Genomic DNA, 25,508 nt, shown 5'->3' with positions numbered 1-25,508 from the left:
AGAGAAAGGAGTTTCTTAAAAATTATTTTTTAGTTTTACATTTCATCCCTTAAATTCATTAACCTAATAAAATAATTACTATGTTCAATTTTTTTAAGAAAAAAAAGGTAAAAAATTTAGTTATTGAATGCGATACGGATGTTATTCATATAAATAGCAAACCGCTTACTTTTCCTACAAATTACAGTACTTTAATTCAAGTATTGGGTAAGCCTAGTAGAGAATTAAAAAAGAGTAACGAGTACATGATTTGGGATAAACATGGTATTTTTTGTGGTTATACGGATAAGGATAATATTTTATCTATAAACGTTTATCAGAATAAAATAGACCGCAGCGAATACAACACCAAAAAGCAATTTAAAGGAAAGCTTATTTTAAATAATGAGGAAATTACCAACAACGAGTTCGGTAAAATTCCGTTAGGTAAAGTTGCTATTCACAGACTAGGTAGAGAAAGTGACACGCGCTTTGGCTTTAGTCTTGGTGTTAATAGAGATTACAAAGATTTATAACTCCAACTTTAGTTGTTGTAATGTTTTGTTTGTTGTTATGAGTTTGTCGATTATTTTTTTTCTTAAAACATCTATATCTTCTTCATAGTATCGTGCCCACTTATACTCTTTAAACAAGGTTTGTATTTGTTTTAAGCGTTGATGTGCAAATTCTGAGGTCATTAAGAATTCTTTACGCTCTTCGTCAGTTCGTATTCTTTTGATGTTTGCTTTACGCTCTTGATAGTCTAACTCTAGGTAAAACACTTTATCTGTACCATTCAGCGGATAAAAGTCTGACCAATTTGCATAGCCTACATAATATTTCTGATTTTTATAATGGTCTATTCCCTGAATTTTCCAACGGCAGTTTGCAACCCTACCCCAGTGGTTTGAATAACGAAAAACGCCTTCTTCAGTGTAATAGTAATAACTCCCTGATTTACTTTGAAAATGAGCTTTCATATCATCAAAAAAATTGATGTTTTGCATTTCAAACTCACAATAAGTACTTCTGTAAAAGTTAAATTTATGATACTTCATTTAATTTCCAAAAGCTGTTAGTACTACTTTCCTTCTACCTCCATAATTTCTGTGCTCTCCTAAATACACTCCTTGCCAAGATCCTAAATTTAGTTTTCCATTGGTGATCGGAATCTGCACCTGACATCCTAACATCGAGCTTTTAATATGCGCAGGCATATCATCTGCTCCTTCATAATCATGCTTGTAGTATGGCATATTTTCAGGAATCATTTTGTTGATATGCGACTCGAAGTCCATTCGAACAGTTGGGTCAGCATTTTCGTTAATCGTTAAACTTGCTGATGTGTGTTTTATAAACACCTGAAACTGTCCTACCTTAATATTTTTAAGTTCTGGAAATGCTTCTAATAAAATATCTGTAATTAAATGATAACCTCTGTTAAATGCTGGTAATTGAATTTCTTTTTGATAAAATTGCATACCGCAAATCTAAAACACTTCTTTTATAATCTTTAAAAATTCTTGCTTTTTTGTTTTAGAAATAGGTATTGTTGTTTGATTTTGCATCAACAAAAAATCTCCATCTTTTTTTATAAACTTCTCTAAATAATGGAGATTTATTAAGAAAGACCTGTGGCACCTGAAAAATAAGTTATTGCTTTGAAGTTGATTTTCGAAATATGATAACGGTTTACAAATAAGCTGATTTTCTTTATTTGCCAGATTTACCTTTGTATACATACCATCTGCTTCTAAATACAAGATATCTTCATGAGATACAAAAATGATTTCTCCGGGAACTTCTAAAGCTATTTTATGTGACGATAAAGATTGAATTGCTTTTTTTAGCTCTGAAAATTGCGCTGAAACCTTTTTTTGCTCTATGTTTACTTTGGCCTTATTTATAGCTACTCGTAATTCTTCTCTATCAATAGGTTTTACCAAATAATCTATTGCCGATAACTTTAATGCATCTAGCGCATATTGTTGATAGGCTGTTGTAAAAATTAATTGAAATTCGATAGGCTCAGAAATAAAGTCTAAAATTTCTAACCCTGAATACTCTGGCATTTCAATATCTAGAAAAACAATATCAGGCGCATGTTTATTTATTTCTTTTACTCCATTCAACAAGTTGTCAGCTGTAATAATACTTTTTATTTCAGGGAAGAATTCTGTAAGCATCGTTTCCATTACGCTACGTGCTTTTGCCTCATCATCAATTATTAACGCTTTCATTTTTAAATTCTTTTTATTTTTAGTGTTACTACCGTTCCTGTAGCCTTATTATTTTCATCAACTTTATCTGTAAACTCTACTGAAATATCAAATAACTTTTCTTTCTTGTATAGTGAAACTCGCTCTTGAGTGGCGTTCACAGCAAAAGATTTATGTCCCTGTCTTTTCTTATTGATTTCTGATGATTTTTCTCTTCCAATACCATCATCCTCTATAGTTACAATTAACAAATTAGTAGTTTTATTTTTAATTGTTATCCATAAGTTTCCTTGTTCCTTTTTATGAACAAGTCCATGTTTTATGGCATTTTCTACAAACGGTTGTAAAAACAACGGCGGAACTTCAAATTGATCTTTATTTACATTCTTATCTACTAAGAAATGAACTTTAAATTTATTCTCAAATCGCAATTGTTCTAATGCTATATAAATTTCAAGTGAACTGAGTTCTTCTTTTAGCGATATTACATTAACCCTACTATGATTTAAATACATTCTAATTAAACGGGAAAATTTGACCAGATAATCACTCGCTAAATATTTCTCGTTCTTCATTACATAATCTTGAATTGCTCCTAAAGAATTAAAAATAAAATGAGGATTCATTTGTGAGCGTAAGTTCTCTAATCGTAACTTACTTATTCTACTAGCTAAAATCACTTTTTCTAATTCTCGCTCTCCTTCTTTCTCTTTCCACTGTAACTTAATTCTGTAATATATTACTACCACTAAAACTGATGTAAAAAATACAGCAGCTATGAACCACCAATTCTCCCAAAAAGGTTTTTGAACAATAATTTTAACGCCTTTACTTTCTTCCCCAATACTTCCATCTAAACTTTTAGTTCTAAGTAAAAACTCATATTTTCCAGATGGAATTCCAATATACCTAACAACATCATCATTCAGTTCTGATGTTTGCCATTCGGTATTGAAACCTAAAAGCTTATATTGAAAAACATTTTTGCTACTAGCTTTAAATCCGTTTGCATTAAAATTAAATGTAATATCATTGGTTTTATAAGGCAACTCATACTTTGTTTTTATTTCTTGCTCTTTACCTCCAATTTTAACATTGCTTATATAAGCTAATGGGGCTGTTTTAGGTAGCATTAAATCAGGAATAGATATATCTACTCTACATAAAAAATTATTTCCAGGCACCCATAAATAATCGTTTTGAACAACCGGATGTTTGAACTTGATAGCACTTTTATCAGTTAAATTAATTGTTTTTATCGATTCTTTATCTGTATCATATCGCTGTATCCCTTTTTCAGTAACAATCCACAGAAAATTATCTTTTCCTAAAATTCCTTTTATTTGAGATTGCAATAACCCTGTTGAATACGTAATACTGTCGGTAACTTTTCCAGCTTCTAACCCTAAGATTTTATCTCTTGTGGTTGCCCATATTTTACCATTAGAAGTTTGAGTGTATTCAGAAAAAATAATAGGTTTGTTTTGATAACTTACGGGAATGGTTTGTAGTTTTTTATTATAAACTACCGTTCCGTCAATATAAGTTACGTAAATAAGTTTATTTTTAGAATCGTAATGAGTACTAATAGGTCTTTTACTATCTAAAACTATATGCTCTTTATTTTTTGACAAATGGGTGTAAATAATAGCATGTCGGTACGATAAATACACCAGCGAATCCTTACTTATTTGAGCAAAACCTTTAGCTGTTGTAAACAGATTCCCAACATTCGTCATTTTTTTACTCTTTAAATCATAAATATAACTACTTGTTCCGTTGGTACTTATATATGCCCTATCGAGTATTTCATCATATTTAATTCTATTTACTGGTCGTTGATTCGATAAATTCGTAATTGTATAATCGTTATTTTGTGTATTATAATCAATCAAATTACCATTTTGGGTACCCAACAACAAGCGATTTTCTGCTACAGCTTCTATTGAGATAATATCTTCTTTTATCTCTAAAAAACTCTTCTTTGTTATTCCTAAACTTGGTACTACAAAAACACCATTTTGAAGTGTAGTTAACCAATAATTATTTTCATTATCTTTTAAAACATCCGTTATATGATAATCTTTAAAAATTTGTTCGGTATCATTAACTTTTGTTTTTTCTAAAGCTTTATAAATTCCATTTGATGTTAACAACCAGTTTTTCTGAAACTTCTTTGTATTGTATACCTGAGCTTTTTGAAAATTATTCGGAAGTTTTATAAAACTAATTTCTCTTGTATGAATATTTATTGAAAACGCTTTTGATACATCACTATCAAGTTTAACAACAATCTCATCAAACCACTGAAACATCTGAAAATTTCCTTTATCTAAAGAAAATTTTTTTTTATCACATTTTACTTTTTTGAAAACTGGTATTCCCTCTTCTTCATAAACATGAGTAATGGTATTTGTTTCTTTTAAGTTATAGTAAAAAAAACCGTTTTTAGATTTTGCTATTTTAGAAACCTCAGCATTTAAGTCTTTTTTTACTGATCCTGTTTTTTTATCTATCTGATAACTCTTTCTCTGAGAAATAAAGAAAATATCATTTTTTAAAACCATTAAATGAGCAAAGGTTCCTTTTAACTCATTAGAAAAGTCTTTAAATAGCTGTAACTCTTTATTTACAACTTTATAAATATGTCCTGAAATTGTAGAACACCATATTTGCCCCTCATCATCAATTTGTAAATTGAAGATACTTTTAGTGGTAGCAATCGTATTTTTTACCTTAATAAATTTTTTACCATTGTAGTAAAACAATCCTTGTTCTGCACCAACCCAAACAAGATTATCTTTATCTTGAATAATATTAAAATTAGCCAGAGAAGCTAGACCATCATCCGATGTAAATTGCGTATAAAAAGGCTCTTGTGAAAAAACATTTTCAAAGAAAAGAAATACGAAAACAAGTATGTAAAAAGTTTTTTTCACAAATTTAATATCACTATAAAAAAGGTGGCTATGCAATAATACGCAAAACACCACCTTTATTCACAACTGTTCTTAGTTTAAAATTAATTAACTCCTATGATAGTCAATTTATAACCATTGAATGACTTTTCAATTATAACTCTTTTTAACCAAAAAAATTTACCTCTAAAAATTAATGGTATAAATAGGAATTTATGAACCGTATGAGTGTATCTTTTTTTTACACTTCTTTTTCTTACATGAAGTTTCATTGTTATTTTTAAGGCTTTGCGTCACACTTACAATATCCTCCGTAAGGTGCTCCTCCAGTTCGGCTAATTCCATTAAAATAAACTTCTCCGTATTTTCCTCCCCCTGTATAATCTCTTCGTAAAATAAATTGTTGTAACATACACTGCCCATCAGAGTTTTCCTGAACTACGGCTCCAACTACCCATTGGTACAAAGGAACTCCTGTTACTTTATGCTTTACTGTTGACCACTTGTTTGAAGTAACATATTGCTTTAAGTTCTTCATACTTGTTTTACCGTAATAAGCATTTAACCCTTTGGTAGCAATTCCTATCAAACTACTGTTTAAACTTCCTTTTGCTGGCATTGTTACACTATTTAACTTTGCTCCTAACCAATCTTTACGTAAGTTATCAAACTTAGCAAAAGTTGTTTGAGATGTTAATTCAGGATTTTTATAATACTTCTTAATTTTTTCTGGATTTTTAGCAGCAATAACAAACTGTTGTGGTTGAGCATTATTCATCCATTTATGGCCTTCATTATCATTTTTATGATATACTTCAGCCCCTATTAACAACACCCCTGGTTCTAATAAAAGCACATTAGCATTGGTCCACTCTGGTCCACCTCCCATTCCAAACTGAAACTGAATGTTTCCTTTGTCTGCAGATTTTCTATATTGCTCTGGAACTACACCATAACGTTTTTGTTCTGGAGTGAAATAAGCGTTTAATTGATACGTTGTCGGATCATATTCAATAGAAAAGCCTTCGTAAATATCACCTGGATTGCTATCAAAATGACTTGAAGGATTTCTAACAAAGTATTGTGATAAATGGTAGTAACCAGACAGTTCCATCTTATCAGAAAAACCACCATCGTAAGCAGGCATTTTTTTAAATTTCGTTCTGTTTAATACATAAATTTGATTGTCTTTAAATTTATCATTTTCACTACTTTCTATAGGTGAAGGAATTTCATTCACTACTTTCCCTTTACTATTTTCTTTAGCTAACAAAGCCTCATTTTCTGCTGCTTGCTTTTGTTGATATTCTTTATACTTTTTAAAATAAAAATCTTGCTTTTCTTTATCGTTGGGATACTTTTTAGCTAACTCTTTCTTAAACTCTTCATCTGAATACTCATTTGTATTAGACGTTGAATTAGTATCTGAACTTGTAGTTGATTTTTCTATTGATGAAGAAGCTTTCTCTTCTATTTTTTTTGTTACTTTTTGCTTAGCTTTTTTTAACATGTTACCAAACTGAGCATTGGCTGTTTGATGAAACAAAAAACTAGCGAAGAATAAACAAACTAATATTGTATATTTTTTCATTTCTATTACTGTTTTTATGTTATTAAAAGCTACCTGCTTTTACACAGGTAACTTTCTTTCTTGAATTACTATTTAAAGGGAATGTTTTTTTATTGACATGCGACTGTGCTCCAAGAAGCTCCAGATGGCTTAGCCCATTGGTTTGCTTGCGTATTTGGTGGGTTTAAAGGATCAAAACCAGCATCATGTTGAATACACGTTAAGTCATCATTTCCATCTGCAATCATATAAAAGAAATTTACATTATTACCTCTTAACGTTAATCTTGTTATTGCTGTATTCTGACTTAAATCTATACTAGTTAAAGCGTTATTCATTGCATGAAATTGTGAAATATTTTCAAAAGCTTCTAAACCTGTAACATCTGAAATACTCAATCCATCAACACGAATTAAACCTGAGTATGCCTGAGCTTCTAACACTTGAATTTCACTATCTCCATTAGTATTAATGGGGTTATTAGCAACTAAAGCCGTTTTAACATTAGCATCTGGTATATTTACAATAGTACCAGTTGCTGCTTATATCCCCGTGCCATTAATCAAAATAGCATAACTAGGTTTTGTAGGATCGTTACTTTCTACAACTATCATTGCTTGTTTTTGTCCTGCAGATTGTGGTGTAAAACGTGCTGTTACCTCATAAAAACTACCAGGAGCAATCGTTTGTGGTGCAGATACATTTACCAAGGTAAAATCACTTGCGTTAAGTCCGCTCATTCTAATATTACTTACCTCTAAGTTTCCTTGACCATTATTCTGAATAGCAAAAGTTAAATCATTTCCAGAGTTTCCTACAGTAACATCACCAAAACCCAATCCTGTTTCACTAAAAGCAATTGCAGGTTGTGCTGGCGCTGTTCCTGTTCCATTCATAGGTAAAGACACTTTATTTTCACTAGAATTATTAAAAAACCTAATAGATGCTGAAGCAAATCCTTGTGAACTTGGCGTGAACTTAACTTCAAAAGTATATGTATCACCTGGAGCAATAGTTCTTATTAACGAACTTGTTCCTCCTATTACTGTAAAAGATGATGCGGTACTACCTCCTACTATATTTACATTAGTAATATCTAAATCTGCATTTCCTGTATTAGAAATTGTAATATTTTTAGATAATTCTTGACCTACTTCTACGTTACCAAAAACAATTGGCGACTCGCTAAATGTCATTACTGGTTGTGCTGGCGCTGTTCCTGTTCCATTCATTCCTAAAAACACATCACTATCATTAGAATTATTTAAAAACCTAATAGATGCTGAAACATATCCTTGTGAACTTGGCATGAACTTAACTTCAAAAGTATGTGTATCACCTGGGGCAATAGTCTTTATTAATGCAGTTGTTCCTCCTATTACTGTAAAAGATGATGCGGTACTACTTCCAACAATATTTACATTAGTAATCTCTAAATCTGCATTTCCTGTATTAGAAACTGTAATAGTTTTAGATAATTCTTGACCTACTTCTACGTTACCAAAAGCAATTGGCGACTCGCTAAATGTCATTACTGGTTGTGCTACCGCAGTACCCTTACCATCTAACGCTATAATTTTTACACCAACGTTTGTTGTTATCTCTAAACTAGCCGTTTTATTCCCTTCAGTTGTTGGAGCAAACGTTACCGAAACCGTTTTTGTGCCCCCTACAGCTAACGTTTCTGCTGTTGCAGCCGTTGTAAATTCAGAAGCATTTGTTCCTTTTACCTCAAAAGCAGTAATTTCTAAGTCGGCATCTCCACTATTTGTTATGGTGAATGTAGCATCATCTGTTTGGTTAATTTCTACATCTCCAAAAGATAAAGTTGTTACATTTAAGTCTACAGTTGGTAGTGGTTTTGGCTCTGCAACTCCTGTTACTGTTACTTCTTTTTTACCTATGTTAGTAGTAATTTCTAAAATAGCTTCTTTGTTTCCTTCAGTTAAAGGAGCAAAAGTAATTTCGAAGCTATAAGCCTCTCCTTTTCTAATTACTTTAGGCACTGCACTTGTAGAAAAATCTGCTGCATCTGTTCCTTTTATAACAAACTCATCAATTTCTAAATCTGCTTCTCCTTTATTTGTTACTTCAAATGAATAACTAGTAGACTGCTCTACTTCTACTGTTCCGAAGTCCTTTTCTATTTGATCAATAGAAAATACTGCTGGAATAATTTCTTCATCTTTATCACAACTTGTGATACTTGCAAGTACAAAAAGAATAGCACCTGCATACATGGTAATTTTTTTTCTCATGTGTGTCTTTTTTTTAATTTTTATTTTTTTGCACTTCTATATAAAAGTGCTTTTCCCTTATTTGGGCATAAAAGTATAAGCACAGTAACTAACACACTGAAAAACTTGCTGAAAGGGGTTTATTCTTTTCTAAAACGTTTCTTTTTCTTTCTAAAAGAAATCCTGCAACTTTATAAAAAACAAAAAAGCTCGCCAATAGGCGAGCTTTTAAAAACTTATGTATGTAAAAAATTATTTCACTTCTTCGAAGTCTACATCTTCTACATTATCTCCTTCTGATGAAGAACCTGTATTTGCATTTCCTTGTGCATCTGCTCCGTTAGCTTGTGCATCTTGTTGTGCTTTATACATTTCTTCTGAAGCAACTTTCCAAGCTTCGTTGATCTTTTCCATTGCAGCATCGATAGCAGCAAGATCTTTAGATTCGTGTGCTTTCTTTAACTCTTCTAAAGCAGCTTCGATTGGTTCTTTTTTATCTGCTGATAATTTATCACCAAACTCTTTTAATTGCTTTTCAGTTTGGAAAATCATAGAATCTGCTCCGTTAATTTTATCTGCAGTTTCTTTAGCCTTTGCATCTGCATCTGCATTTGCTTCTGCATCTGCTTTCATCTTTTGAATTTCTTCATCTGTTAATCCAGAAGAAGCTTCGATACGGATGTTTTGAGATTTACCTGTTGCTTTATCCGCTGCAGATACGTTGATGATTCCGTTTGCATCAATATCAAAAGTTACTTCAATTTGAGGAACTCCTCTTGGTGCTGGTGGAATATCTGTTAATTGGAAACGACCAATTGTTTTATTGTCTGCTGCCATCGCTCTTTCACCTTGTAATACGTGAATATCTACCGATGGTTGGTTATCTACTGCTGTAGAGAATACTTGCGACTTTTTAGTTGGAATGGTTGTATTTGCATCGATTAACTTTGTAAATACATTACCCATTGTTTCAATTCCTAATGATAATGGTGTTACATCTAATAATAATACGTCTTTTACATCACCAGTTAACACTCCTCCTTGAATTGCTGCTCCTAACGATACAACTTCGTCTGGATTTACTCCTTTACTTGGCGCTTTTCCGAAGAACTTCTCAACTGCTTCTTGAATTGCAGGAATACGAGTTGAACCTCCTACTAAGATAATCTCATCGATATCAGAAGTTGATAAATCAGCATTTTTTAACGCTGTTTGACAAGGCTCGATAGTTCTTTTTACTAAATCATCAATTAATTGCTCAAACTTAGCTCTACTTAACGTTCTTACCAAGTGCTTTGGTCCACTAGCTGTAGCAGTGATATATGGTAAGTTAATTTCTGTAGAAGTTGTGCTTGATAATTCTATCTTCGCTTTTTCAGCAGCTTCTTTTAAACGTTGTAATGCCATAGGATCTTTACGTAAATCCATATTCTCTTCAGCATTAAACTCGTCTGCTAACCAGTTAATGATTTTTTCATCTACATCATCACCTCCTAAGTGAGTATCTCCATCTGTAGCTAATACTTCAAATACTCCGTCTCCTAATTCTAAGATAGAAACATCATGCGTACCACCACCAAAATCGAATACTACAATTTTCTTATCATCATTTGCTTTATCTAATCCGTAAGCTAATGCTGCTGCAGTTGGCTCGTTGATAATACGACGAACTGTTAATCCTGCAATTTCACCTGCTTCTTTAGTAGCTTGACGTTGTGCATCGTTAAAATATGCTGGTACTGTAATTACCGCTTCAGAAACACCTTGACCTAAATAGTCTTCAGCAGTTTTCTTCATTTTCTGTAAAATCATTGCAGAAATTTCTTGCGGTGTATATAAACGATCATCAATTTTTACTCTTGGTGTATCGTTATCTCCTTTTACTACCTCATAAGGTACTCTACCTGCTTCTTTTTCAGACTCAGAATACTTGTTCCCCATAAAACGTTTAACAGAATAAACTGTTTTTGTTGGGTTTGTTACTGCTTGACGTTTTGCAGGATCTCCTACTTTACGTTCACCACCTTCTACGAATGCTACAATAGATGGTGTAGTTCTTTTTCCTTCAGCATTTGGAATTACTACTGGCTCATTTCCTTCCATTACAGAAACACATGAGTTTGTAGTACCTAAATCTATACCTATAATTTTACTCATAATATTTTTATCTTATTTTAAAGTTTTTAATTCAAATTTACGAGTAGTATTAGTCAAAGTGTATGCCAACAGAGTTCATCTTTTATTTTGGCAGAAAAAGAACAAAAAGTAATTGTTTTTTATGACAGAGTGTCATAAACTTATCCTTTTACGTAAGAATTGTAGACAAGTTGTATGTTAGCGTAGCTATTCATTAAGGCTTCTTGGGTTGCTTTCTCATCTTTAAAAGCTACTTCTGTTATTCCTTCTTCTAATTGTGGAATTAACTCCCCGTCATAATCAGAATGCATTAAATACCAATGAGTTTCTTTTAAACGGTATTCATTATCCATTACAAATAAATGGTAAGTATCAATAAGTTTTCTTTGTATTGTTAGATTTTCAACACCACATTCTTCTTCTACTTCTCTAATAGCTGTTTCTTCTATTTCTTCTCCTTCTTCAATTCTTCCTTTGGGTAAATCCCATTTGCTACCTCTATATATAAACAGCACTTCATTGTTGTCATTTAAAACCAATCCACCCCCAGCAACAATTACCTTAAACTTTTCTTTAAATACTGGCCAAACTTCATCTAAGTTATTCGAAAACAAGTAAACACCTTCAATTTTACCTACTTTTAACTTATAAATAAGTTCTTCAATAATTGTATTTTTGTAAATATAAACAGGAAAATCCCCTTCATTTTTAATTGAAGTTGTAAAAATTATTGGTTTATCATTAACAAAAACTTTATACATTTGCGACATGGATTTTAACAAAGATACAGCAAAAAAAACTGCCGAGCTTCTTTTGCAAATTAAAGCGATAAAATTGAGCCCGAAAGAGCCTTTTACATGGGCTTCTGGATGGAAATCTCCAATTTATTGCGATAACAGAATTACATTATCATATCCTCCTGTTAGGAATTTTTTGAAACAAGAAATTGCTAAACTGGTTGAAGAAAAGCATGGTAAACCTGATGTGATTGCAGGTGTAGCAACCGGAGCTATTGCGATTGGTATATTAGTTGCTCAAGAACTAGGAGTGCCTTTTGTATATGTAAGACCAGAACCTAAAAAACATGGTAGACAAAACCAAATTGAAGGGCATATAGAAAGCGGCCAAAATGTTGTAGTAATTGAGGATTTAATTAGTACTGGAAAAAGTAGTTTAAATGCAGTAAAAGCCTTAAAAGAAGCGCATGCTAATGTAAAAGGTATGGTAGCTATTTTCTCTTACGGATTTAGTATTGCTTCTGAAAATTTTAAAGCAGACGGTGTAGAGCTAACTACATTAAGTAACTATGAATACTTATTAGAACAAGCTTTAGACAGTAAATATATAACTAGCGAAGAACTCCGTACTTTGGAAGACTGGAGGATTGAACCTAGTAAATGGAAACAAAACGAAAACTAACAGCACAATGAATATAGAAGGAAATACAGTAACTGTAAAAAAGTCATCTAAAGACTTATTTGATTTTTTAACCAAACTTGAAAACTTTGAGCAATTAATGCCTGAGAATACTCAAAAATTTGAGGTAGATGGTGATAGCTTTATTTTTGGTTTAAAAGGAATGCCTGAAATTAGATTGGTTATGAAAGATAAAACCGAATACTCAAATGTTACTTTAGGTGCTGCAAGCAGTAAGTTACCTTTTACATTAGCTGCTGACATTAATGAGGTTTCTGAAAACGAAAGTGAGGTAACTTTAAAGTTTGATGGTGAGTTCAATGCTATGATGGCAATGATGGTGAAAGCTCCGTTAACAAAGTTTATTGGTACTTTAACTGAAAACTTAGCAAAATTATAAATTAGCAAACGAAACTTCTTTCAACCCAAATTCTTGAATCGTTTCGTCTTCTAATTCAATTTGGAGATTTCCATTTTCTGAAACTCCAATTATTTTACCCATAAATAAAATGTTCTGATTGTTTTTAAACATCGTCGGAACATTTTTTTTATACAACACTTTTAAATAATTCTCTTCTAACAACTGATATTCGTTTTTTTCTAAAAGCTCTAAATTTTCTTTTAATTTAAATAGTACAATTTCTAATAAAGTATCTAAATCTGTTTCTTTATTTAAAATCATTTTGATTGAAGAAGCATTAGGTAATTTTTCAGAAAAAACACCCTGATTCACATTTATACCTATTCCTATTACAGAAGAACTTATATTACTACCTTTTAAAGAGTTCTCTATTAAAATCCCTACTATTTTTTTATTTCCTGACAGAATGTCGTTAGGCCATTTCACCGCCAAATTGGGTATTTCTATCTCTTTCAACGCTTCCAAAACACTTAACGAAACACAGAAATTTAAATACTTATGATTTTCAATACGCAAAGCTTCAAACCTACAAAACACACTAAAAGTCAAGTTTTTACCTTCTTCAACTACCCATTCTGAGTTCATTTGTCCCCTACCCTTTGTTTGAGTTTTAGCAACCACTACTGTAAAATCATCAATTGACATTTTTGACACCATATCTTTCAAAAAAGTGTTGGTTGAATCGATGGCATTAAGTTTGATTATTTTCATGTAAATTTAGTGAGTGAAACAAGTATCAATATTACATAAATTACTCACAAAAAAACAATAACTTTGCTAAAACTTAATTTTATTTAATGACAATAAAACAAACAAACACAGACGATCTTTTAGCTGTGATTATTAAAGGGATAGATGATGTAAAGGGAGAAGACATCCAATTACTAGATTTAAGGGAGATAGAAAACACTGTTTGTGATTATTTTGTAGTTTGTTCTGCTAACTCGAACACACAAGTTAATGCCATTTCTGGCTCTGTACAAAAAGTAGTAAGCAAAGAACTTAAAGACAAACCTTGGCACGTTGAAGGTCTTGGTAACGCTGAATGGGTTCTTATGGATTACGTAAATGTTGTTGTACATATCTTTCAAAAACAAGTTCGTGAATTTTACGACATTGAAAGTCTTTGGGGAGATGCAAAAATTACCGAAATCAACCCTGCTTAATTGCTAACATTTTATACACCTATTTATGAGTGATAATAAAAAAAACACGCCAAAATTTACGTTTAGCTCGTTTTGGCTGTACATACCAATACTAATTATATTATTAGGGTTAAGTTTTTTTAACTCTGGTAATTTAGGATCTCGTAATATTTCTAAAAACGAGTTCACTAAAATTTTAGAAGCCAACGATATTCAAAAAATAGTTGTTGAAAACAACAATGTTGCTCAAATCTTTTTAAAGCCTGAAGCAGAAAAAAAAGAAGAGCATAAAAAATTAGTTGAATCTCCTTTCTTTAGAAAAGGTTCTCCGTTGTACAGCTACAATTTTGGTGATTTACAAAATTTTGAAAACGAGATCGAAAAAGAAAAGAAAGAAAACAACCTTGATTTTGATAAAGTAAATATTGAAAGAACAAGCATGATGGATACTCTTATCAGCTTCCTTCCTTTTATTTTATTAATTGCGATTTGGTTGTTCTTTATGAGAAGAATGTCAGGAGCTGCTGGAGGCGGTGGTGCTGGAGGTCAAATTTTCAACATCGGAAAATCTAAAGCTAAACTTTTTGACGAGAATACTAAAGTTAAAACTACTTTTAAAAATGTAGCTGGTTTAGAAGGTGCTAAAGAAGAGGTTCAAGAAATTGTTGACTTCTTAAAGAGCCCTGAAAAATATACTAAACTAGGAGGTAAAATTCCTAAAGGAGCCTTGTTAGTAGGACCTCCTGGTACTGGTAAAACTTTATTAGCTAAAGCTGTTGCTGGTGAAGCTGGCGTACCTTTCTTCTCTTTATCAGGTTCTGATTTTGTTGAAATGTTTGTAGGAGTTGGTGCATCTCGTGTACGTGACTTATTTAAACAGGCGCAACAAAAATCGCCTTCAATCATTTTTATTGATGAAATTGATGCTATTGGACGTGCTAGAGGTAAAAACAATATGACAGGTGGTAATGACGAACGTGAAAACACTTTAAACCAATTATTAACAGAAATGGATGGTTTTGGTACCGATACTAATGTAATTGTATTAGCTGCTACTAACCGTGCTGATGTATTAGATAAAGCTTTAATGCGTGCTGGTCGTTTTGATCGTCAAATTTATGTTGACTTACCAGACTTACACGAACGTAGAGAAATTTTTAACGTACATATCAAATCATTAAAGTTAGCTGAAAACGTAAACTTAGAGTTCTTAGCACAACAAACGCCTGGTTTCTCTGGAGCTGATATTGCTAACCTTTGTAATGAAGCTGCTTTAATTGCTGCTAGAAAAGGTAAAAATGCAATAGAGCATCAAGATTTCTTAGATGCTGTTGATCGAATTGTAGGTGGTTTAGAAAAGAAAAACAAAGTAATCACTCCGAAAGAAAAGAAAGTTATTGCTTTCCACGAAGCAGGTCATGCAACAGTAAGTTGGATGTTAGAGCATGCTGCTCCTTTAGTAAAAGTTACTATCGTTCCTCGTGGTCAATCATTAGGAGCTGCTTGGTATCTTCCAGAAGAAAGAAAAATTGTTCAAACAGAGCAAATGCTTGATGAGATGTGTGCTACAATGGGTGGTAGAGCTGCTGAAAAGTTAATGTTTAACAAGATATCCACAGGAGCATTAAGCGACTTAGAAAAAGTTACAAAACAAGCTCGTGCTATGGTTACTGTTTACGGTTTAAATGATAAGGTAGGTAATATTACCTATTACGATTCATCTGGAAACGATGCTTTTGTTAAGCCGTATAGTGATGCTACTGCTCAAAAAATTGATGAAGAAATTTCAGAAATTATCGAAAATCAATACAAAAGAGCTATTCATATACTAGATGAAAACAGAGATAAACTAACTGAGTTAGCTGAATTATTACTTGAAAAAGAGGTAATTTTCAAAGACGATTTAGTAAAAATCTTTGGAGATAGACCGTTTGGAAAGGAAGAAGAAAAAACTGAAACAACAACTGAAGAATAGTTTTTTATTTGAATGAATTTTTTCAATAAATTATTTAAAACCTTTAAAGAATCATCTAAAGAGAAGATTATAAATGAGCAAGTAGTTCATTTATCTTTAGATGATTCTTTTGTTCATCATTTTATCAATAAAGGAGGTAAATTTTTATACTGTACATCTATAAACGAAGTAACTAATAATTTAAAAAGTATCTTACAAGAAAATAATTGGCGAAAAGTTACTTGTACAGATTATGATTTATTAAAAATTACTGAAAAAATTGAGGTAAACGTTCAACAACATTCATCTGAATCAGTTCCTTTTTTCACCTCTTGTGAACACTTAATTGCAGACAAAGGAGAAATATTATTCTCTTCTAATCAATTAGGTAGTCATAAATTAGCTGCACACTCTAAGCATTTTATTGTGTATGCCACAACTAGCCAATTAGTAAAAAACACAGGAGAAGGTTTAATGGGAATTAAAACACATTTTAGTGGTAATATTCCTACCAACATCAGTTCTATAAGAAATTATAAATTTGAAGTGGAAGATGATAATTTCTTAAATTATGGCAACAATAACACAAAAGATTTATATTTGCTGCTCTTTGAAGACCTTTAACCTATGTCTAATCTTTTAACAAGATCTCTTTCTGCACTTGTTTACGCTATCCTATTCATTTCTGCTATTTTATTTTCTGCAGAAACATATATAGGTTTATTAGCAGTGTTTGCTACTTTTTGCATTTGGGAATTTTCTAAAATTTTAAAATCAAAAAGTTTTATTCCCTATTTACTTTTAGCTTACGTGGTTTTCTCTTCAGTAAAGGCAACTATTAATTTTACTGATTTTTTACTAGCTGCCACCCTATTCGGTTTATCTGTCTTATTATATTTATTGATAAGTACAAAACCAATAAAAACAGAAGCTTTTAGTGGAAAAATATTTTTACAAGCTATCTATTTAATTTTCCCTTTTTACTTTTTAATGAACCTTCCATTCATTAACAATGTGTATCATCCTTACATCATAATTTATATTATGCTTCTTATTTGGACGAATGATAGCTTTGCTTTCTTAGTAGGTAAAAACTTCGGAAAACATAAACTGTTTGAAAAAGTATCTCCTAAAAAAACAATTGAAGGTTTTATAGGAGGTGTCGTTTTTTCTATAATTGCAGGTATTATCATTGGGCAATATTCAGGTGTATTTTCTACCTTAAACTGGATAATCATTGCGGTTATCGTTGCCTTTTTTGGATCTTTAGGTGATTTAGTAGAATCTAAATTTAAAAGACAAGCCAATGTAAAAGATAGTGGTACAATTATGCCTGGTCATGGTGGATTATTAGATAGACTTGATAGTTTGTTTTTCCTTGCACCCTTCGTATATTTGTATATTCATTACATAATGTAAACTGTCTGTACATTTTAATTATCCAACCCCATGGAAAGTGATTTAGATTTAAAGTTTAAAGAAGCTTATAAAATAGCATCTAAGCTAGAGGAAAAACTTCCTCCAGATGTTATGCTACGCCTATATGCTTACTATAAACAAGCCGTAAAAGGTGACAGATTTACATTTAACGACAATAGCGACTTACGAAATGCTTTTAAGTTTAATGCGTGGATGCAGCTTAGAGGTATGGACGAAAATGAAGCTAAAAAAGAATATATTAAATTAGTAAATTCAATCATAAAATAAACCTCATGAAAAAAATCGTTTATACACTAGTTGTCTGTTTTACAATTGCTCAAATGGTTTCTTGTAAATCTGAAGCTAAAAAAGAAACTGAAACAACAAAAGAAGAAGTAACAGCAGCTAAAAAAGCATTTGTTTTACAAGATGCAACCAATACTGTAAACTGGGTAGCTTATAAAACTACCGACAAAGTACCTGTAAAAGGTCAATTTCAAAAAGTAAATATTACTGCTGGTGGTGAAGCAGATACTGCAAAAGAAGCAATTAATAACGCAGAGTTTTCTATTCCTGTAAGTAGTATTTTTACACAAGATACTAGTAGAGATTTTAAAATTAAGAAGTTTTTCTTCGGAGTTATGGATAAAACTGAATTACTTTCTGGTAAATTAGTTTTAGAAAATGACTCTATTGGTTATGCTGATTTAACAATGAACAGTGTTACTAAAAAACTTCCTTTTAAATACACTTTAAACGGAAAAGAGTTTAGTTTAAATGCTACAATGAACATTTCTGATTGGCAAGCTCAAAATGCTTTAGATTCTTTAAACACTGCTTGTAAAGATTTACACAAAGGTGCAGACGGAGTTTCTAAAACTTGGGATGATGTAGCTTTAAACATCACTTCTGTGTTTAAATAAAAAACAAATTAAAATATATTTTAAAGCCTCAGAAATTACTCTGAGGCTTTTTTATTTTTAATGTACTTCAAACATTCATTTTTACCCCAAATAAATCTTAATTTAACACTATTCTATAAAGTTAGTCATATTCTAAAAAGTCTTCATAAGTATTTTATGCAATTAAAATTAACACCTTATTAATACTTTTATTTTCATAATTAATAGTTTTACTATTATATTTGCACAGTTAATTTTTAATTATGAAAAATTTACTATCAAATTTAAAAATAGAGATTCCTTCTGGTATTTATATTAAAGATCCTGAAACATCTGATTTAGGTAAAAGAATAATAGAAAACAGTATTATACTAATTGAAGAAATTGGTTTTGAAAACTTTAATTTCAAGAGATTAGGCAAAGTAATAGGCTCGAACGAAAGTTCTATTTATCGTTATTTTGAAAGTAAGCATAGACTTTTAATCTACTTAACTTCTTGGTATTGGGGATGGATTCAGTATTCTTTAGTAATAGAAACTTATAGTATTAACAACCCAAAAGAAAAATTGATTAAAGCTATTGAAGTTTTAACTAGAAAAGCCAAACAAGACAATAACTTTTCTCATATAAATGAAGCCTTACTTAATTTAATCATAATCAATGAAAATTCAAAATCATACTCTACAAAAGAGGTAGATACTGAAAATAAAGACGGGTTTTTTAAACTGTATAAAGAAGTAATAAAACGTTTTGCAGAAATTATTAGTAATTATGACAATTCGTACAAACACCCTTTAACATTAGCAAGTACTATAATTGAAGGAATATTACATCAGCAATTTGTCAAAGCTCATTTTAAATCACTTACTAACTGTAATGAAAACACTACTATCACATCCTTTTTTACAGAATTAACTTTAAACGTACTTTCAAATGAAGGAAAAAAATAAACTAACTCCGTGGCAACGATTTTTAGGGCTTATTAAACTAGAAAAAAAAGACACAACCCAAATCGCTTATTACGCTATTTTTGAAGGTATTGTAGCCCTCTCACTTCCTCTAGGAGTACAAGCTATTATTAACTTATTACAAGCAGCTCAAATTTCTGCTTCTTGGATTGTATTAGTCATATTAGTAACTGCTGGTGTTGCTTTTAGTGGAGTTTTAAAACTAATGCAGTTTAGAATTATTGAAACTATTCAACAAAGAATATTTACCAGAGCATCTATAGAACTTAGTTATCGATTTCCTAAGATTAAAATGAATGAACTAAGAAACTATTACCCCCCTGAACTTGCCAATCGCTTTTTTGATACGTTAACCATTCAAAAAGGTATTTCAAAAATTTTAATTGATGCTCCTTCTGCTCTGTTACAAATCATTTTTGCCTTACTTCTACTTTCCTTTTATCATCCGTTTTTTATTATTTTCGGATTGTTAGTTTTACTATTAATCTATGTTGTTTTTAAGTACACCGCAGAAAAAGGATTGGAAACGAGTTTAAAAGAATCAAAAAACAAATATAAAGTGGCTCACTGGCTTCAAGAGATTGCAAGAACTATTATAAGTTTTAAATTATCAGGAAAAACAAAACTAGCACTTGAAAAAAGTGATATTCTAGTAGATGATTATTTAAAATCTAGAGAAAGTCACTTTAAAGTACTTGTTATGCAATATATTCAAATGATTAGTTTTAAAGTAATTATTACTGCTGGTTTATTACTTATAGGTGGTTTTTTAGTACTGACACAACAAATGAATATTGGTCAATTTGTTGCTGCTGAAATTATTATCATACTAATTATGAATTCTGTAGAAAAATTAATACTTGGACTTGAATCTTTTTACGATGTACTTACATCTTTAGAAAAACTCGGAGAAGTTATAGATAAACCCATAGAGCCACAAAAAGGTAGTAATATTAATAGAGATAAACCTTTTAAAATTGAATTTCAAGATGTATCCTATGTTGTTAACAACAGACCAAAACCAGTAATTAATAATGTTTCTTTTGAAATAAACTCTAACGATAGAGTTTTACTTCAAGGAAGTAGTAACTCTGGAAAATCTAGTTTAATTCAACTCATTTCTGGTTTAATTGAACCAACATATGGAAGTATTTTTGTGAATGACTTATCACTAAAAGGTATATTAACTAACAACTACAGAGCTAACCTAGGCTTATCTCTTTCAGAAGAAACTCCTTTCAAAGGAACTATTAGAGAAAACATAACTTTTGGAGATTCTTCTATAACAGATGACGAGATATATAATACTTTTAAAATCACAGGATTAACAGAGTTTCTAAAGCAGCAACCTAAAGGTTTAGACACTTATTTAAAACCTGAAGGGAAACTTATTGCTTATACAGTCGCTAAGAAAATTATTCTATCTAGAGCAATCATTAAAAAACCAAAACTTCTCATTTTGGAGGATCCCCTTGATTTATTTGAAAAAAATGAAGCTGAAAAAATAATTGATTTCATTACTGATGTTTCTCAACCATGGAGTTTAATTATTGTAAGCCGTAATGAATATTGGAAAGAGAAGTGCAACAAACAAATTACCCTTGAAAAAGGTAGTATAACTAACTTTAAATCCTAGGTAATCATGTTAAATATATCAAAAAACACCGTTTCAGATCAAATAGATATCACAAAATTCAAATCTGGAAAAGACATTTTTACAAAAGAGTACCACAAATTATTTAAAAGATTTTTACTAGTCTTTTCTGTTATCTTGGTTATTATCTTGTTTTTACCTTGGACTCAAAATGTATCTAGCGAAGGACATGTTACTACGTTAAAACCTAATCAACGTCCACAAACACTACAATCTCAAATACCTGGACGTATAGAAGAATGGTTTGTACAAGAAGGTGATTTGGTAAAAAAAGGAGACACCATTTTAAGAATTTCTGAAATAAAAAGCGACTATTTTGATCCGAAATTAGCAGAAAGAACAGATAAACAATTAAACTCTAAAACACTATCTGCTAAAGCATATAACAATAAAATTAGTACTCTACAAAATCAGATTATTGCTATTAAAAAAGAGCGTAAACTAAAACTAGAACAAGCTAAAAATAAATTAAAACAAGCTTATTTAAAGACCAAAAGTGATAGTATTGATCTTGAAGCTATTAAAATAAAACAAAAAATAGCTCAAACTCAGTTTGACAGAACTGTCACTTTAGAAAAAGAAGGCTTAAAAGCTGTAAAAGATGTCGAAGAAAAAAGAGCAAAACTTCAAGAGTTATCTGCTAAATTGATTTCTCAAGAAAATAAATTCTTTACTTCTAAAAATAATATCATCAATGCTCAATTAGCTATTAGTAGTACACAAGCTTCTTATGCTGATAAACTTTCTAAAACAGAAAGTAGCTTATATAGTGCTCAATCTGGTGCTTATGATGCAGAAGTTCAAGTTTCAAAACTAGAAACTAGCTTAGCTAATTATAGCAAACGAAACTCTTTATTATTTATTACAGCTCCACAAGATGGATATATTAATAAAGCTATAAAGTCTGGTATTGGTGAAACTTTTAAAGAAGGTGAACAATTAGTAAATATTATGCCTGCCGACTATGATTTAGCTGTTGAAATGTATATACAACCTATAGATTTACCATTGATACACATTGGTGAAGAAGTTCGTGTTCAGTTTGATGGTTGGCCTGCTATGGTATTTAGTGGTTGGCCTAATGTATCATACGGAACTTACGGTGCCAAAATTGTAGCTATCGAAAATTTTATTAGTAGCAATGGGAAGTATCGTGTTTTAATTGTTCCAAATAACGAGCAAGAGCCTTGGCCAAAAGCTATTAGAGTAGGTTCTGGAGCAAAAACTATTGCCTTATTGGAAAATGTACCTATATGGTTTGAGTTATGGAGACAGATTAACAGCTTCCCTCCTAACTTCTACCAACCAAAAAATAAAGAGAGTGGTAAAGGCTCAAAAAAAGAAGACTAAAACACTTTGTAGAACAATAAAAAACAAATAGATGAAAAGGTTAAGTATCCTTTTTTTGTTACTAAGCTTTATCGCTACAGCACAAGATAATTTAAGTACTCAACTTAGTTTAGAAGAGTATTTAGGGTATGTAAAAAAATATCATCCAGTTATAAAACAAGCTGAGCTTATTACGAGTACCAATGAGGCTAAATTATTAAAAGCTAGAGGTACTTTTGATCCTAAAATAGAAGTAGACTACGACAGAAAAGAGTTTAAAGGCAAAGATTATTACAAAAAGTTAAACTCAACCTTTAAAATTCCAACTTGGTATGGAATAGAGTTAAAAGGTAGTTATGAAAATAATTCTGGCCAGTATTTAAACCCAGAACATAACACTCCTGAAAATGGTTTGTATAACGTTGGAATATCTGTTTCTTTAGCTAAAAACTTATTTATTAACAAAAGGATGGCTACTTTAAAACAAGCTAAACTCTATAATCAACAAGGTGAATTAGAACAACAGCTATTGATTAATGATATTTTATTTGAAGCCATAAACACATACTTAAACTGGTTGCAGTATTATCAGAGTTATAATGTTTATAAAGATTATTACACTAATGCAAATATCAGGTTAAAAAACGTAAAGAAAAGCTTCAAAGCTGGTGATAAACCAGCTATAGATACTTTAGAGGCTAATATCAATTTAAAAAACAGAAAGTTAGACCTAGAAAAAGCGAATATTAAATACATTAAATCTAAGTTAGAACTTTCTAATTATTTATGGATTGGTAACAATATTCCTATGGAAATAAAGGAAGAAATAGTTCCTGACGTTACTACTTTTTCTAATATTGATACTATTCTAAATACTTCAGCAACCACCTTTTTTAATAATAAGTTTGAAAACCACCCTAAGTTAAAGTTGCTAGAATTAAAGAAAAGAAACCTAGAAATAAATAAGCTACTAAAAGTAAACAATCTATTACCTAAAGTAGATTTTCAGTATAACTTCCTTGCTTCAAAAGTGGATAATTTTGATGCTTTTAGCACCGTTAATTATAAAAATTCTCTTCAAGTTAGCATTCCTCTATTCTTACGTAAATCTAGAGGAGATTTAAAACTTGCTAAGCTAAAACTACAAGATATCGATTTTGAAATTGCGTCAACTAGAGTCTCATTACAAAACAAAATAACGGCTACCGAGCAAGAAATTACATCATATAAAAAACAAAATGATATTTTAAAAAATCTTGTAAACGATTATAATACACTTGTAAAAAGTGAAGAACGTAAGTTTACTTTGGGTGAGAGCTCTATTTTTCTAATTAATTATAGAGAAGTAAAACTAATTGAGAGTAAATTGAAAGAAATTAAAAATGAGTATGAATACGCTAAGACAAAAGGAAAACTTATAAAGCTATTAGGTAAATTAAATAGTTTATAAAACAAAAACCGAAGTATTAACTTCGATTTTTGTTTATTTATATCTACTTCTTCTATTTAAGAATTTTAGATACTAAATCTTTCTTCGCTTTTTCATCATCTCCGAATAACCACTGTAATACATTATCCTCCCACATCTCATCACGCTCTGTTTCTGTGATAATATTTCTATCAATTGCTAAATCTAAAATTTTCCCTGGATATGACGATTGAATTTCACTCTCCATCTCTCCTAATGGATATGGATCATCTAATCCTATTAACACTTGCTTAGAACCTTGATTTTTAATCAGTAAATCTAACGAACCGGTATCATGGACTAATGTATCAAAGAAAATGTTTTTGTGCCCCACCGCTTTTCTAGGGTGAGTTTTACCTTCAAACAAATCTGGTCTTCCATCAAAACCTTGTATACGACGTCCTAGGTTCATTTGTGCTAACTGACCTCCATGAGCAAAACACACTCGCATATTAGGATATTTTTCATAATATCCATTTAAGGTTAAAAAATGATATGCATCTGCACACTGCGCCAACATCCAAATTAGGTGGAAACGCCAACTTGTATTTTGTAGTTTGATGAATTTCTCTCCGTCATACGGATGAATTTCAACCGCTAAGTTATACTTATCTGCTAGCTCGAAAATAGGTTCGTTTTCTTCATCAAAAATACATCGCCAAGTACCGATGGTATCCATATAATGTGTTGGCAAACACAACAAACGCATTCCTAACACCTCAACACATCGCTCTATCTCCCATAAAGCACCACGAACAAACCCTGGGTGTACTACAAAACCTGTTGTGAATTTCGACGGATTTTCATGTTGTACACGCGCATTAAAATCATTTTGAAAACGTAACGCTTGCTTCATCTCTTCTAAACGAAGTCCATTACCATATAATTGAGACAAATTTAATACAACTGCATGGTCTATTTTAAAATGCTCCATCCATGCTAATTTTTCGTCTAAAAAAAAACTAGAATCGGTTACTGGTCGACTCCAATCTTTTTGTAGCATGAATTTACGATCCTTATCTACCCAAAAAATTCCTTTGTCTTTCATAAACTGCGGAATTTGTTCTGGATAAGGCAATAAATGTGAATGTCCGTTTATTCTAAGTTTGCGTTTTTCCATTTTTTTTGTCATTCCCGTGCAAACAGGAATCTTTTATTTTTTTATTCTTGATTGTTATGAGATTCCTGCCTTCGCAGGAATGACAACCTGTTTTTTAAATTTTATTAGGAGCCTCCATTACGGTACCACATTTATCACAAGTACACTTCTCTTTATCAGAATAATAGGTATCAAAAATTATTGGCATATCTGTTTCAATATTGTCTAAAGCAAATTCTTCTCGGTATAATTGATGTCCGCAATTTTCACAGTACCACTCTAAAGCATCCATCATTCCTTCATCACGTGGATATTCAATAACCAAACCTACCGTATTTGCTTTACGTTGTGGTGAGTGTGGCACCTTTCCTGGTAACAAATAAATATCTCCTTCATTAATTTCAACATCTATCATTTCCCCTTTGTCGTCAATGATTTTCAACACCATATCTCCTTCTAATTGATAGAAAAACTCTGGTGTTTCGTTATAATGATAATCCTTACGATTGTTAGGGCCTCCAACAACCATTACGATATACTCACCATTATCCCAAACTTGTTTGTTTCCTACTGGCGGTTTTAATAAATGACGGTTTTCATCAATCCACTTTTTGAAATTCAAAGGTTGTACTAGATTCATTTTTTAGACTTTTAGATTATTAGATTCAAGAACC

25 protein-coding genes are annotated in these 25,508 nt (G+C 31.2%); 13 read left to right on the top strand and 12 right to left on the bottom strand.

Annotated features, from left to right (window positions below; all coding sequences use genetic code 11):
* Nucleotides 1-80 precede the first annotated feature (80 nt).
* Nucleotides 81-515, top strand: a complete 435-nt coding sequence (locus ACR9ES_RS13430) for a DUF7738 domain-containing protein (protein WP_274635138.1) — start codon at nt 81-83, stop codon at nt 513-515.
* Here ACR9ES_RS13430 and ACR9ES_RS13425 read toward each other — a convergent pair.
* From ACR9ES_RS13425 to ACR9ES_RS13385, 9 genes are all read right to left on the bottom strand, one after another.
* Nucleotides 510-1,037 carry a hypothetical protein gene (locus ACR9ES_RS13425; protein ID WP_435254552.1) on the bottom strand — a complete coding sequence of 176 codons (528 nt, stop codon included), beginning with the start codon at nt 1,035-1,037 and terminating at the stop codon, nt 510-512. The two genes, ACR9ES_RS13430 and ACR9ES_RS13425, sit on opposite strands and share 6 nt — an antisense overlap.
* Nucleotides 1,038-1,460: a secondary thiamine-phosphate synthase enzyme YjbQ gene (locus ACR9ES_RS13420; RefSeq protein ID WP_435254551.1), complete on the bottom strand. Its 423-nt coding sequence runs from the start codon at nt 1,458-1,460 to the stop codon at nt 1,038-1,040.
* Between the two features lie 9 nt (nt 1,461-1,469).
* Nucleotides 1,470-2,219, bottom strand: a complete 750-nt coding sequence (locus tag ACR9ES_RS13415) for a LytR/AlgR family response regulator transcription factor (protein WP_435254550.1) — start codon at nt 2,217-2,219, stop codon at nt 1,470-1,472.
* Nucleotides 2,220-2,221: 2 nt separating this feature from the next.
* Entirely contained in the window at nt 2,222-5,137 is a 2,916-nt protein-coding gene (locus ACR9ES_RS13410; protein ID WP_435254549.1) for a histidine kinase, read from the bottom strand.
* 259 nt (nt 5,138-5,396) lie between these two features.
* Nucleotides 5,397-6,707 carry a hypothetical protein gene (locus ACR9ES_RS13405; RefSeq protein WP_435254548.1) on the bottom strand — a complete coding sequence of 437 codons (1,311 nt, stop codon included), beginning with the start codon at nt 6,705-6,707 and terminating at the stop codon, nt 5,397-5,399.
* A gap of 89 nt (nt 6,708-6,796) precedes the next feature.
* Nucleotides 6,797-7,129 (bottom strand): hypothetical protein, encoded by a 333-nt coding sequence (locus ACR9ES_RS13400; RefSeq protein WP_435254547.1) that lies wholly within the window; start codon nt 7,127-7,129, stop codon nt 6,797-6,799.
* A gap of 99 nt (nt 7,130-7,228) precedes the next feature.
* Nucleotides 7,229-8,944, bottom strand: a complete 1,716-nt coding sequence (locus ACR9ES_RS13395; protein WP_435254546.1) for a choice-of-anchor D domain-containing protein — start codon at nt 8,942-8,944, stop codon at nt 7,229-7,231.
* Nucleotides 8,945-9,175: 231 nt separating this feature from the next.
* Entirely contained in the window at nt 9,176-11,080 is a 1,905-nt protein-coding gene (gene dnaK / locus ACR9ES_RS13390; RefSeq protein ID WP_435254545.1) for a molecular chaperone DnaK, read from the bottom strand.
* Nucleotides 11,081-11,220: 140 nt separating this feature from the next.
* The gene (locus ACR9ES_RS13385) at nt 11,221-11,820 is read right to left on the bottom strand and encodes an NUDIX hydrolase (protein ID WP_435254544.1); all 600 of its coding nucleotides are present in this window, start codon (nt 11,818-11,820) and stop codon (nt 11,221-11,223) included.
* A gap of 7 nt (nt 11,821-11,827) precedes the next feature.
* On the opposite strand from ACR9ES_RS13385, the gene pyrE reads away from it, so the two are divergent.
* Both pyrE and ACR9ES_RS13375 read left to right on the top strand, forming a co-directional pair.
* Complete coding sequence (gene pyrE, locus ACR9ES_RS13380; RefSeq protein WP_028893078.1) at nt 11,828-12,478, top strand: orotate phosphoribosyltransferase; 651 nt, start codon at nt 11,828-11,830, stop codon at nt 12,476-12,478.
* Nucleotides 12,479-12,485: 7 nt separating this feature from the next.
* The gene (locus ACR9ES_RS13375; protein WP_408035198.1) at nt 12,486-12,875 is read left to right on the top strand and encodes an SRPBCC family protein; all 390 of its coding nucleotides are present in this window, start codon (nt 12,486-12,488) and stop codon (nt 12,873-12,875) included.
* Here ACR9ES_RS13375 and ACR9ES_RS13370 read toward each other — a convergent pair.
* Nucleotides 12,870-13,607 carry a biotin--[acetyl-CoA-carboxylase] ligase gene (locus ACR9ES_RS13370; protein ID WP_435254543.1) on the bottom strand — a complete coding sequence of 246 codons (738 nt, stop codon included), beginning with the start codon at nt 13,605-13,607 and terminating at the stop codon, nt 12,870-12,872. The genes ACR9ES_RS13375 and ACR9ES_RS13370 overlap by 6 nt on opposite strands.
* Before the next feature lie 86 nt (nt 13,608-13,693).
* Here ACR9ES_RS13370 and rsfS point away from each other — a divergent pair, with 86 nt between their 5' ends.
* The 10 genes from rsfS (at nt 13,694) to ACR9ES_RS13320 (ending at nt 23,717) form a co-directional block, all read left to right on the top strand.
* A complete protein-coding gene (gene rsfS / locus ACR9ES_RS13365; protein ID WP_028893075.1) occupies nt 13,694-14,062 on the top strand; it encodes a ribosome silencing factor in 369 nt (122 codons plus the stop codon).
* A gap of 25 nt (nt 14,063-14,087) precedes the next feature.
* Nucleotides 14,088-16,016 (top strand): ATP-dependent zinc metalloprotease FtsH, encoded by a 1,929-nt coding sequence (ftsH, locus tag ACR9ES_RS13360; RefSeq protein ID WP_435254542.1) that lies wholly within the window; start codon nt 14,088-14,090, stop codon nt 16,014-16,016.
* 12 nt (nt 16,017-16,028) lie between these two features.
* Nucleotides 16,029-16,619, top strand: coding sequence for a hypothetical protein (locus tag ACR9ES_RS13355; protein ID WP_435254541.1), 591 nt, complete (start codon nt 16,029-16,031; stop codon nt 16,617-16,619).
* A 3-nt stretch (nt 16,620-16,622) separates the two neighbouring features.
* Entirely contained in the window at nt 16,623-17,414 is a 792-nt protein-coding gene (locus ACR9ES_RS13350; RefSeq protein ID WP_435254540.1) for a phosphatidate cytidylyltransferase, read from the top strand.
* A gap of 30 nt (nt 17,415-17,444) precedes the next feature.
* Nucleotides 17,445-17,702, top strand: coding sequence for an acyl-CoA-binding protein (locus tag ACR9ES_RS13345; RefSeq protein WP_299002688.1), 258 nt, complete (start codon nt 17,445-17,447; stop codon nt 17,700-17,702).
* Nucleotides 17,703-17,707: 5 nt separating this feature from the next.
* A complete protein-coding gene (locus ACR9ES_RS13340; RefSeq protein WP_299002686.1) occupies nt 17,708-18,337 on the top strand; it encodes a YceI family protein in 630 nt (209 codons plus the stop codon).
* A 242-nt stretch (nt 18,338-18,579) separates the two neighbouring features.
* Entirely contained in the window at nt 18,580-19,266 is a 687-nt protein-coding gene (locus ACR9ES_RS13335; protein WP_435254539.1) for a TetR/AcrR family transcriptional regulator, read from the top strand.
* Entirely contained in the window at nt 19,250-20,920 is a 1,671-nt protein-coding gene (locus ACR9ES_RS13330; protein ID WP_435254538.1) for a peptidase domain-containing ABC transporter, read from the top strand. Before ACR9ES_RS13335 ends, ACR9ES_RS13330 begins: the two co-directional genes overlap by 17 nt.
* Nucleotides 20,921-20,926: 6 nt before the next feature.
* A complete protein-coding gene (locus ACR9ES_RS13325; protein ID WP_435254537.1) occupies nt 20,927-22,288 on the top strand; it encodes an HlyD family secretion protein in 1,362 nt (453 codons plus the stop codon).
* A 31-nt stretch (nt 22,289-22,319) separates the two neighbouring features.
* Entirely contained in the window at nt 22,320-23,717 is a 1,398-nt protein-coding gene (locus tag ACR9ES_RS13320; RefSeq protein WP_435254536.1) for a TolC family protein, read from the top strand.
* 52 nt (nt 23,718-23,769) lie between these two features.
* On the opposite strand, the gene ACR9ES_RS13315 is transcribed toward ACR9ES_RS13320, so the two are convergent.
* A complete protein-coding gene (locus tag ACR9ES_RS13315) occupies nt 23,770-24,855 on the bottom strand; it encodes an amidohydrolase family protein (protein ID WP_435254535.1) in 1,086 nt (361 codons plus the stop codon).
* A gap of 94 nt (nt 24,856-24,949) precedes the next feature.
* On the bottom strand, nt 24,950-25,474 hold the full coding sequence (locus ACR9ES_RS13310) for a 3-hydroxyanthranilate 3,4-dioxygenase (protein ID WP_274634712.1): 525 nt from the start codon (nt 25,472-25,474) through the stop codon (nt 24,950-24,952).
* Between the last annotated feature and the right edge of the window lie 34 nt (nt 25,475-25,508).

The sequence above is a fragment of the Tenacibaculum sp. A30 genome (genome assembly GCF_051200845.1).
Classification (GTDB): domain Bacteria; phylum Bacteroidota; class Bacteroidia; order Flavobacteriales; family Flavobacteriaceae; genus Polaribacter.
Note: the sequence above shows the minus strand (reverse complement) of the source record. Positions and strands in the feature narration are given on the sequence as shown.

Coding starts and splice junctions, on each gene's coding strand:
- ACR9ES_RS13430 (WP_274635138.1), top strand. CDS start 81: ATGTTCAATTTTTTTAAGAAAAAAAAGGTAAAAAATTTAGTTATTGAA.
- ACR9ES_RS13425 (WP_435254552.1), bottom strand. CDS start 1,037: ATGAAGTATCATAAATTTAACTTTTACAGAAGTACTTATTGTGAGTTT.
- ACR9ES_RS13420 (WP_435254551.1), bottom strand. CDS start 1,460: ATGCAATTTTATCAAAAAGAAATTCAATTACCAGCATTTAACAGAGGT.
- ACR9ES_RS13415 (WP_435254550.1), bottom strand. CDS start 2,219: ATGAAAGCGTTAATAATTGATGATGAGGCAAAAGCACGTAGCGTAATG.
- ACR9ES_RS13405 (WP_435254548.1), bottom strand. CDS start 6,707: ATGAAAAAATATACAATATTAGTTTGTTTATTCTTCGCTAGTTTTTTG.
- ACR9ES_RS13395 (WP_435254546.1), bottom strand. CDS start 8,944: ATGAGAAAAAAAATTACCATGTATGCAGGTGCTATTCTTTTTGTACTT.
- dnaK (WP_435254545.1), bottom strand. CDS start 11,080: ATGAGTAAAATTATAGGTATAGATTTAGGTACTACAAACTCATGTGTT.
- ACR9ES_RS13385 (WP_435254544.1), bottom strand. CDS start 11,820: ATGTATAAAGTTTTTGTTAATGATAAACCAATAATTTTTACAACTTCA.
- pyrE (WP_028893078.1), top strand. CDS start 11,828: ATGGATTTTAACAAAGATACAGCAAAAAAAACTGCCGAGCTTCTTTTG.
- ACR9ES_RS13375 (WP_408035198.1), top strand. CDS start 12,486: ATGAATATAGAAGGAAATACAGTAACTGTAAAAAAGTCATCTAAAGAC.
- ACR9ES_RS13370 (WP_435254543.1), bottom strand. CDS start 13,607: ATGAAAATAATCAAACTTAATGCCATCGATTCAACCAACACTTTTTTG.
- rsfS (WP_028893075.1), top strand. CDS start 13,694: ATGACAATAAAACAAACAAACACAGACGATCTTTTAGCTGTGATTATT.
- ftsH (WP_435254542.1), top strand. CDS start 14,088: ATGAGTGATAATAAAAAAAACACGCCAAAATTTACGTTTAGCTCGTTT.
- ACR9ES_RS13355 (WP_435254541.1), top strand. CDS start 16,029: ATGAATTTTTTCAATAAATTATTTAAAACCTTTAAAGAATCATCTAAA.
- ACR9ES_RS13350 (WP_435254540.1), top strand. CDS start 16,623: ATGTCTAATCTTTTAACAAGATCTCTTTCTGCACTTGTTTACGCTATC.
- ACR9ES_RS13345 (WP_299002688.1), top strand. CDS start 17,445: ATGGAAAGTGATTTAGATTTAAAGTTTAAAGAAGCTTATAAAATAGCA.
- ACR9ES_RS13340 (WP_299002686.1), top strand. CDS start 17,708: ATGAAAAAAATCGTTTATACACTAGTTGTCTGTTTTACAATTGCTCAA.
- ACR9ES_RS13335 (WP_435254539.1), top strand. CDS start 18,580: ATGAAAAATTTACTATCAAATTTAAAAATAGAGATTCCTTCTGGTATT.
- ACR9ES_RS13330 (WP_435254538.1), top strand. CDS start 19,250: ATGAAGGAAAAAAATAAACTAACTCCGTGGCAACGATTTTTAGGGCTT.
- ACR9ES_RS13325 (WP_435254537.1), top strand. CDS start 20,927: ATGTTAAATATATCAAAAAACACCGTTTCAGATCAAATAGATATCACA.
- ACR9ES_RS13320 (WP_435254536.1), top strand. CDS start 22,320: ATGAAAAGGTTAAGTATCCTTTTTTTGTTACTAAGCTTTATCGCTACA.
- ACR9ES_RS13315 (WP_435254535.1), bottom strand. CDS start 24,855: ATGGAAAAACGCAAACTTAGAATAAACGGACATTCACATTTATTGCCT.
- ACR9ES_RS13310 (WP_274634712.1), bottom strand. CDS start 25,474: ATGAATCTAGTACAACCTTTGAATTTCAAAAAGTGGATTGATGAAAAC.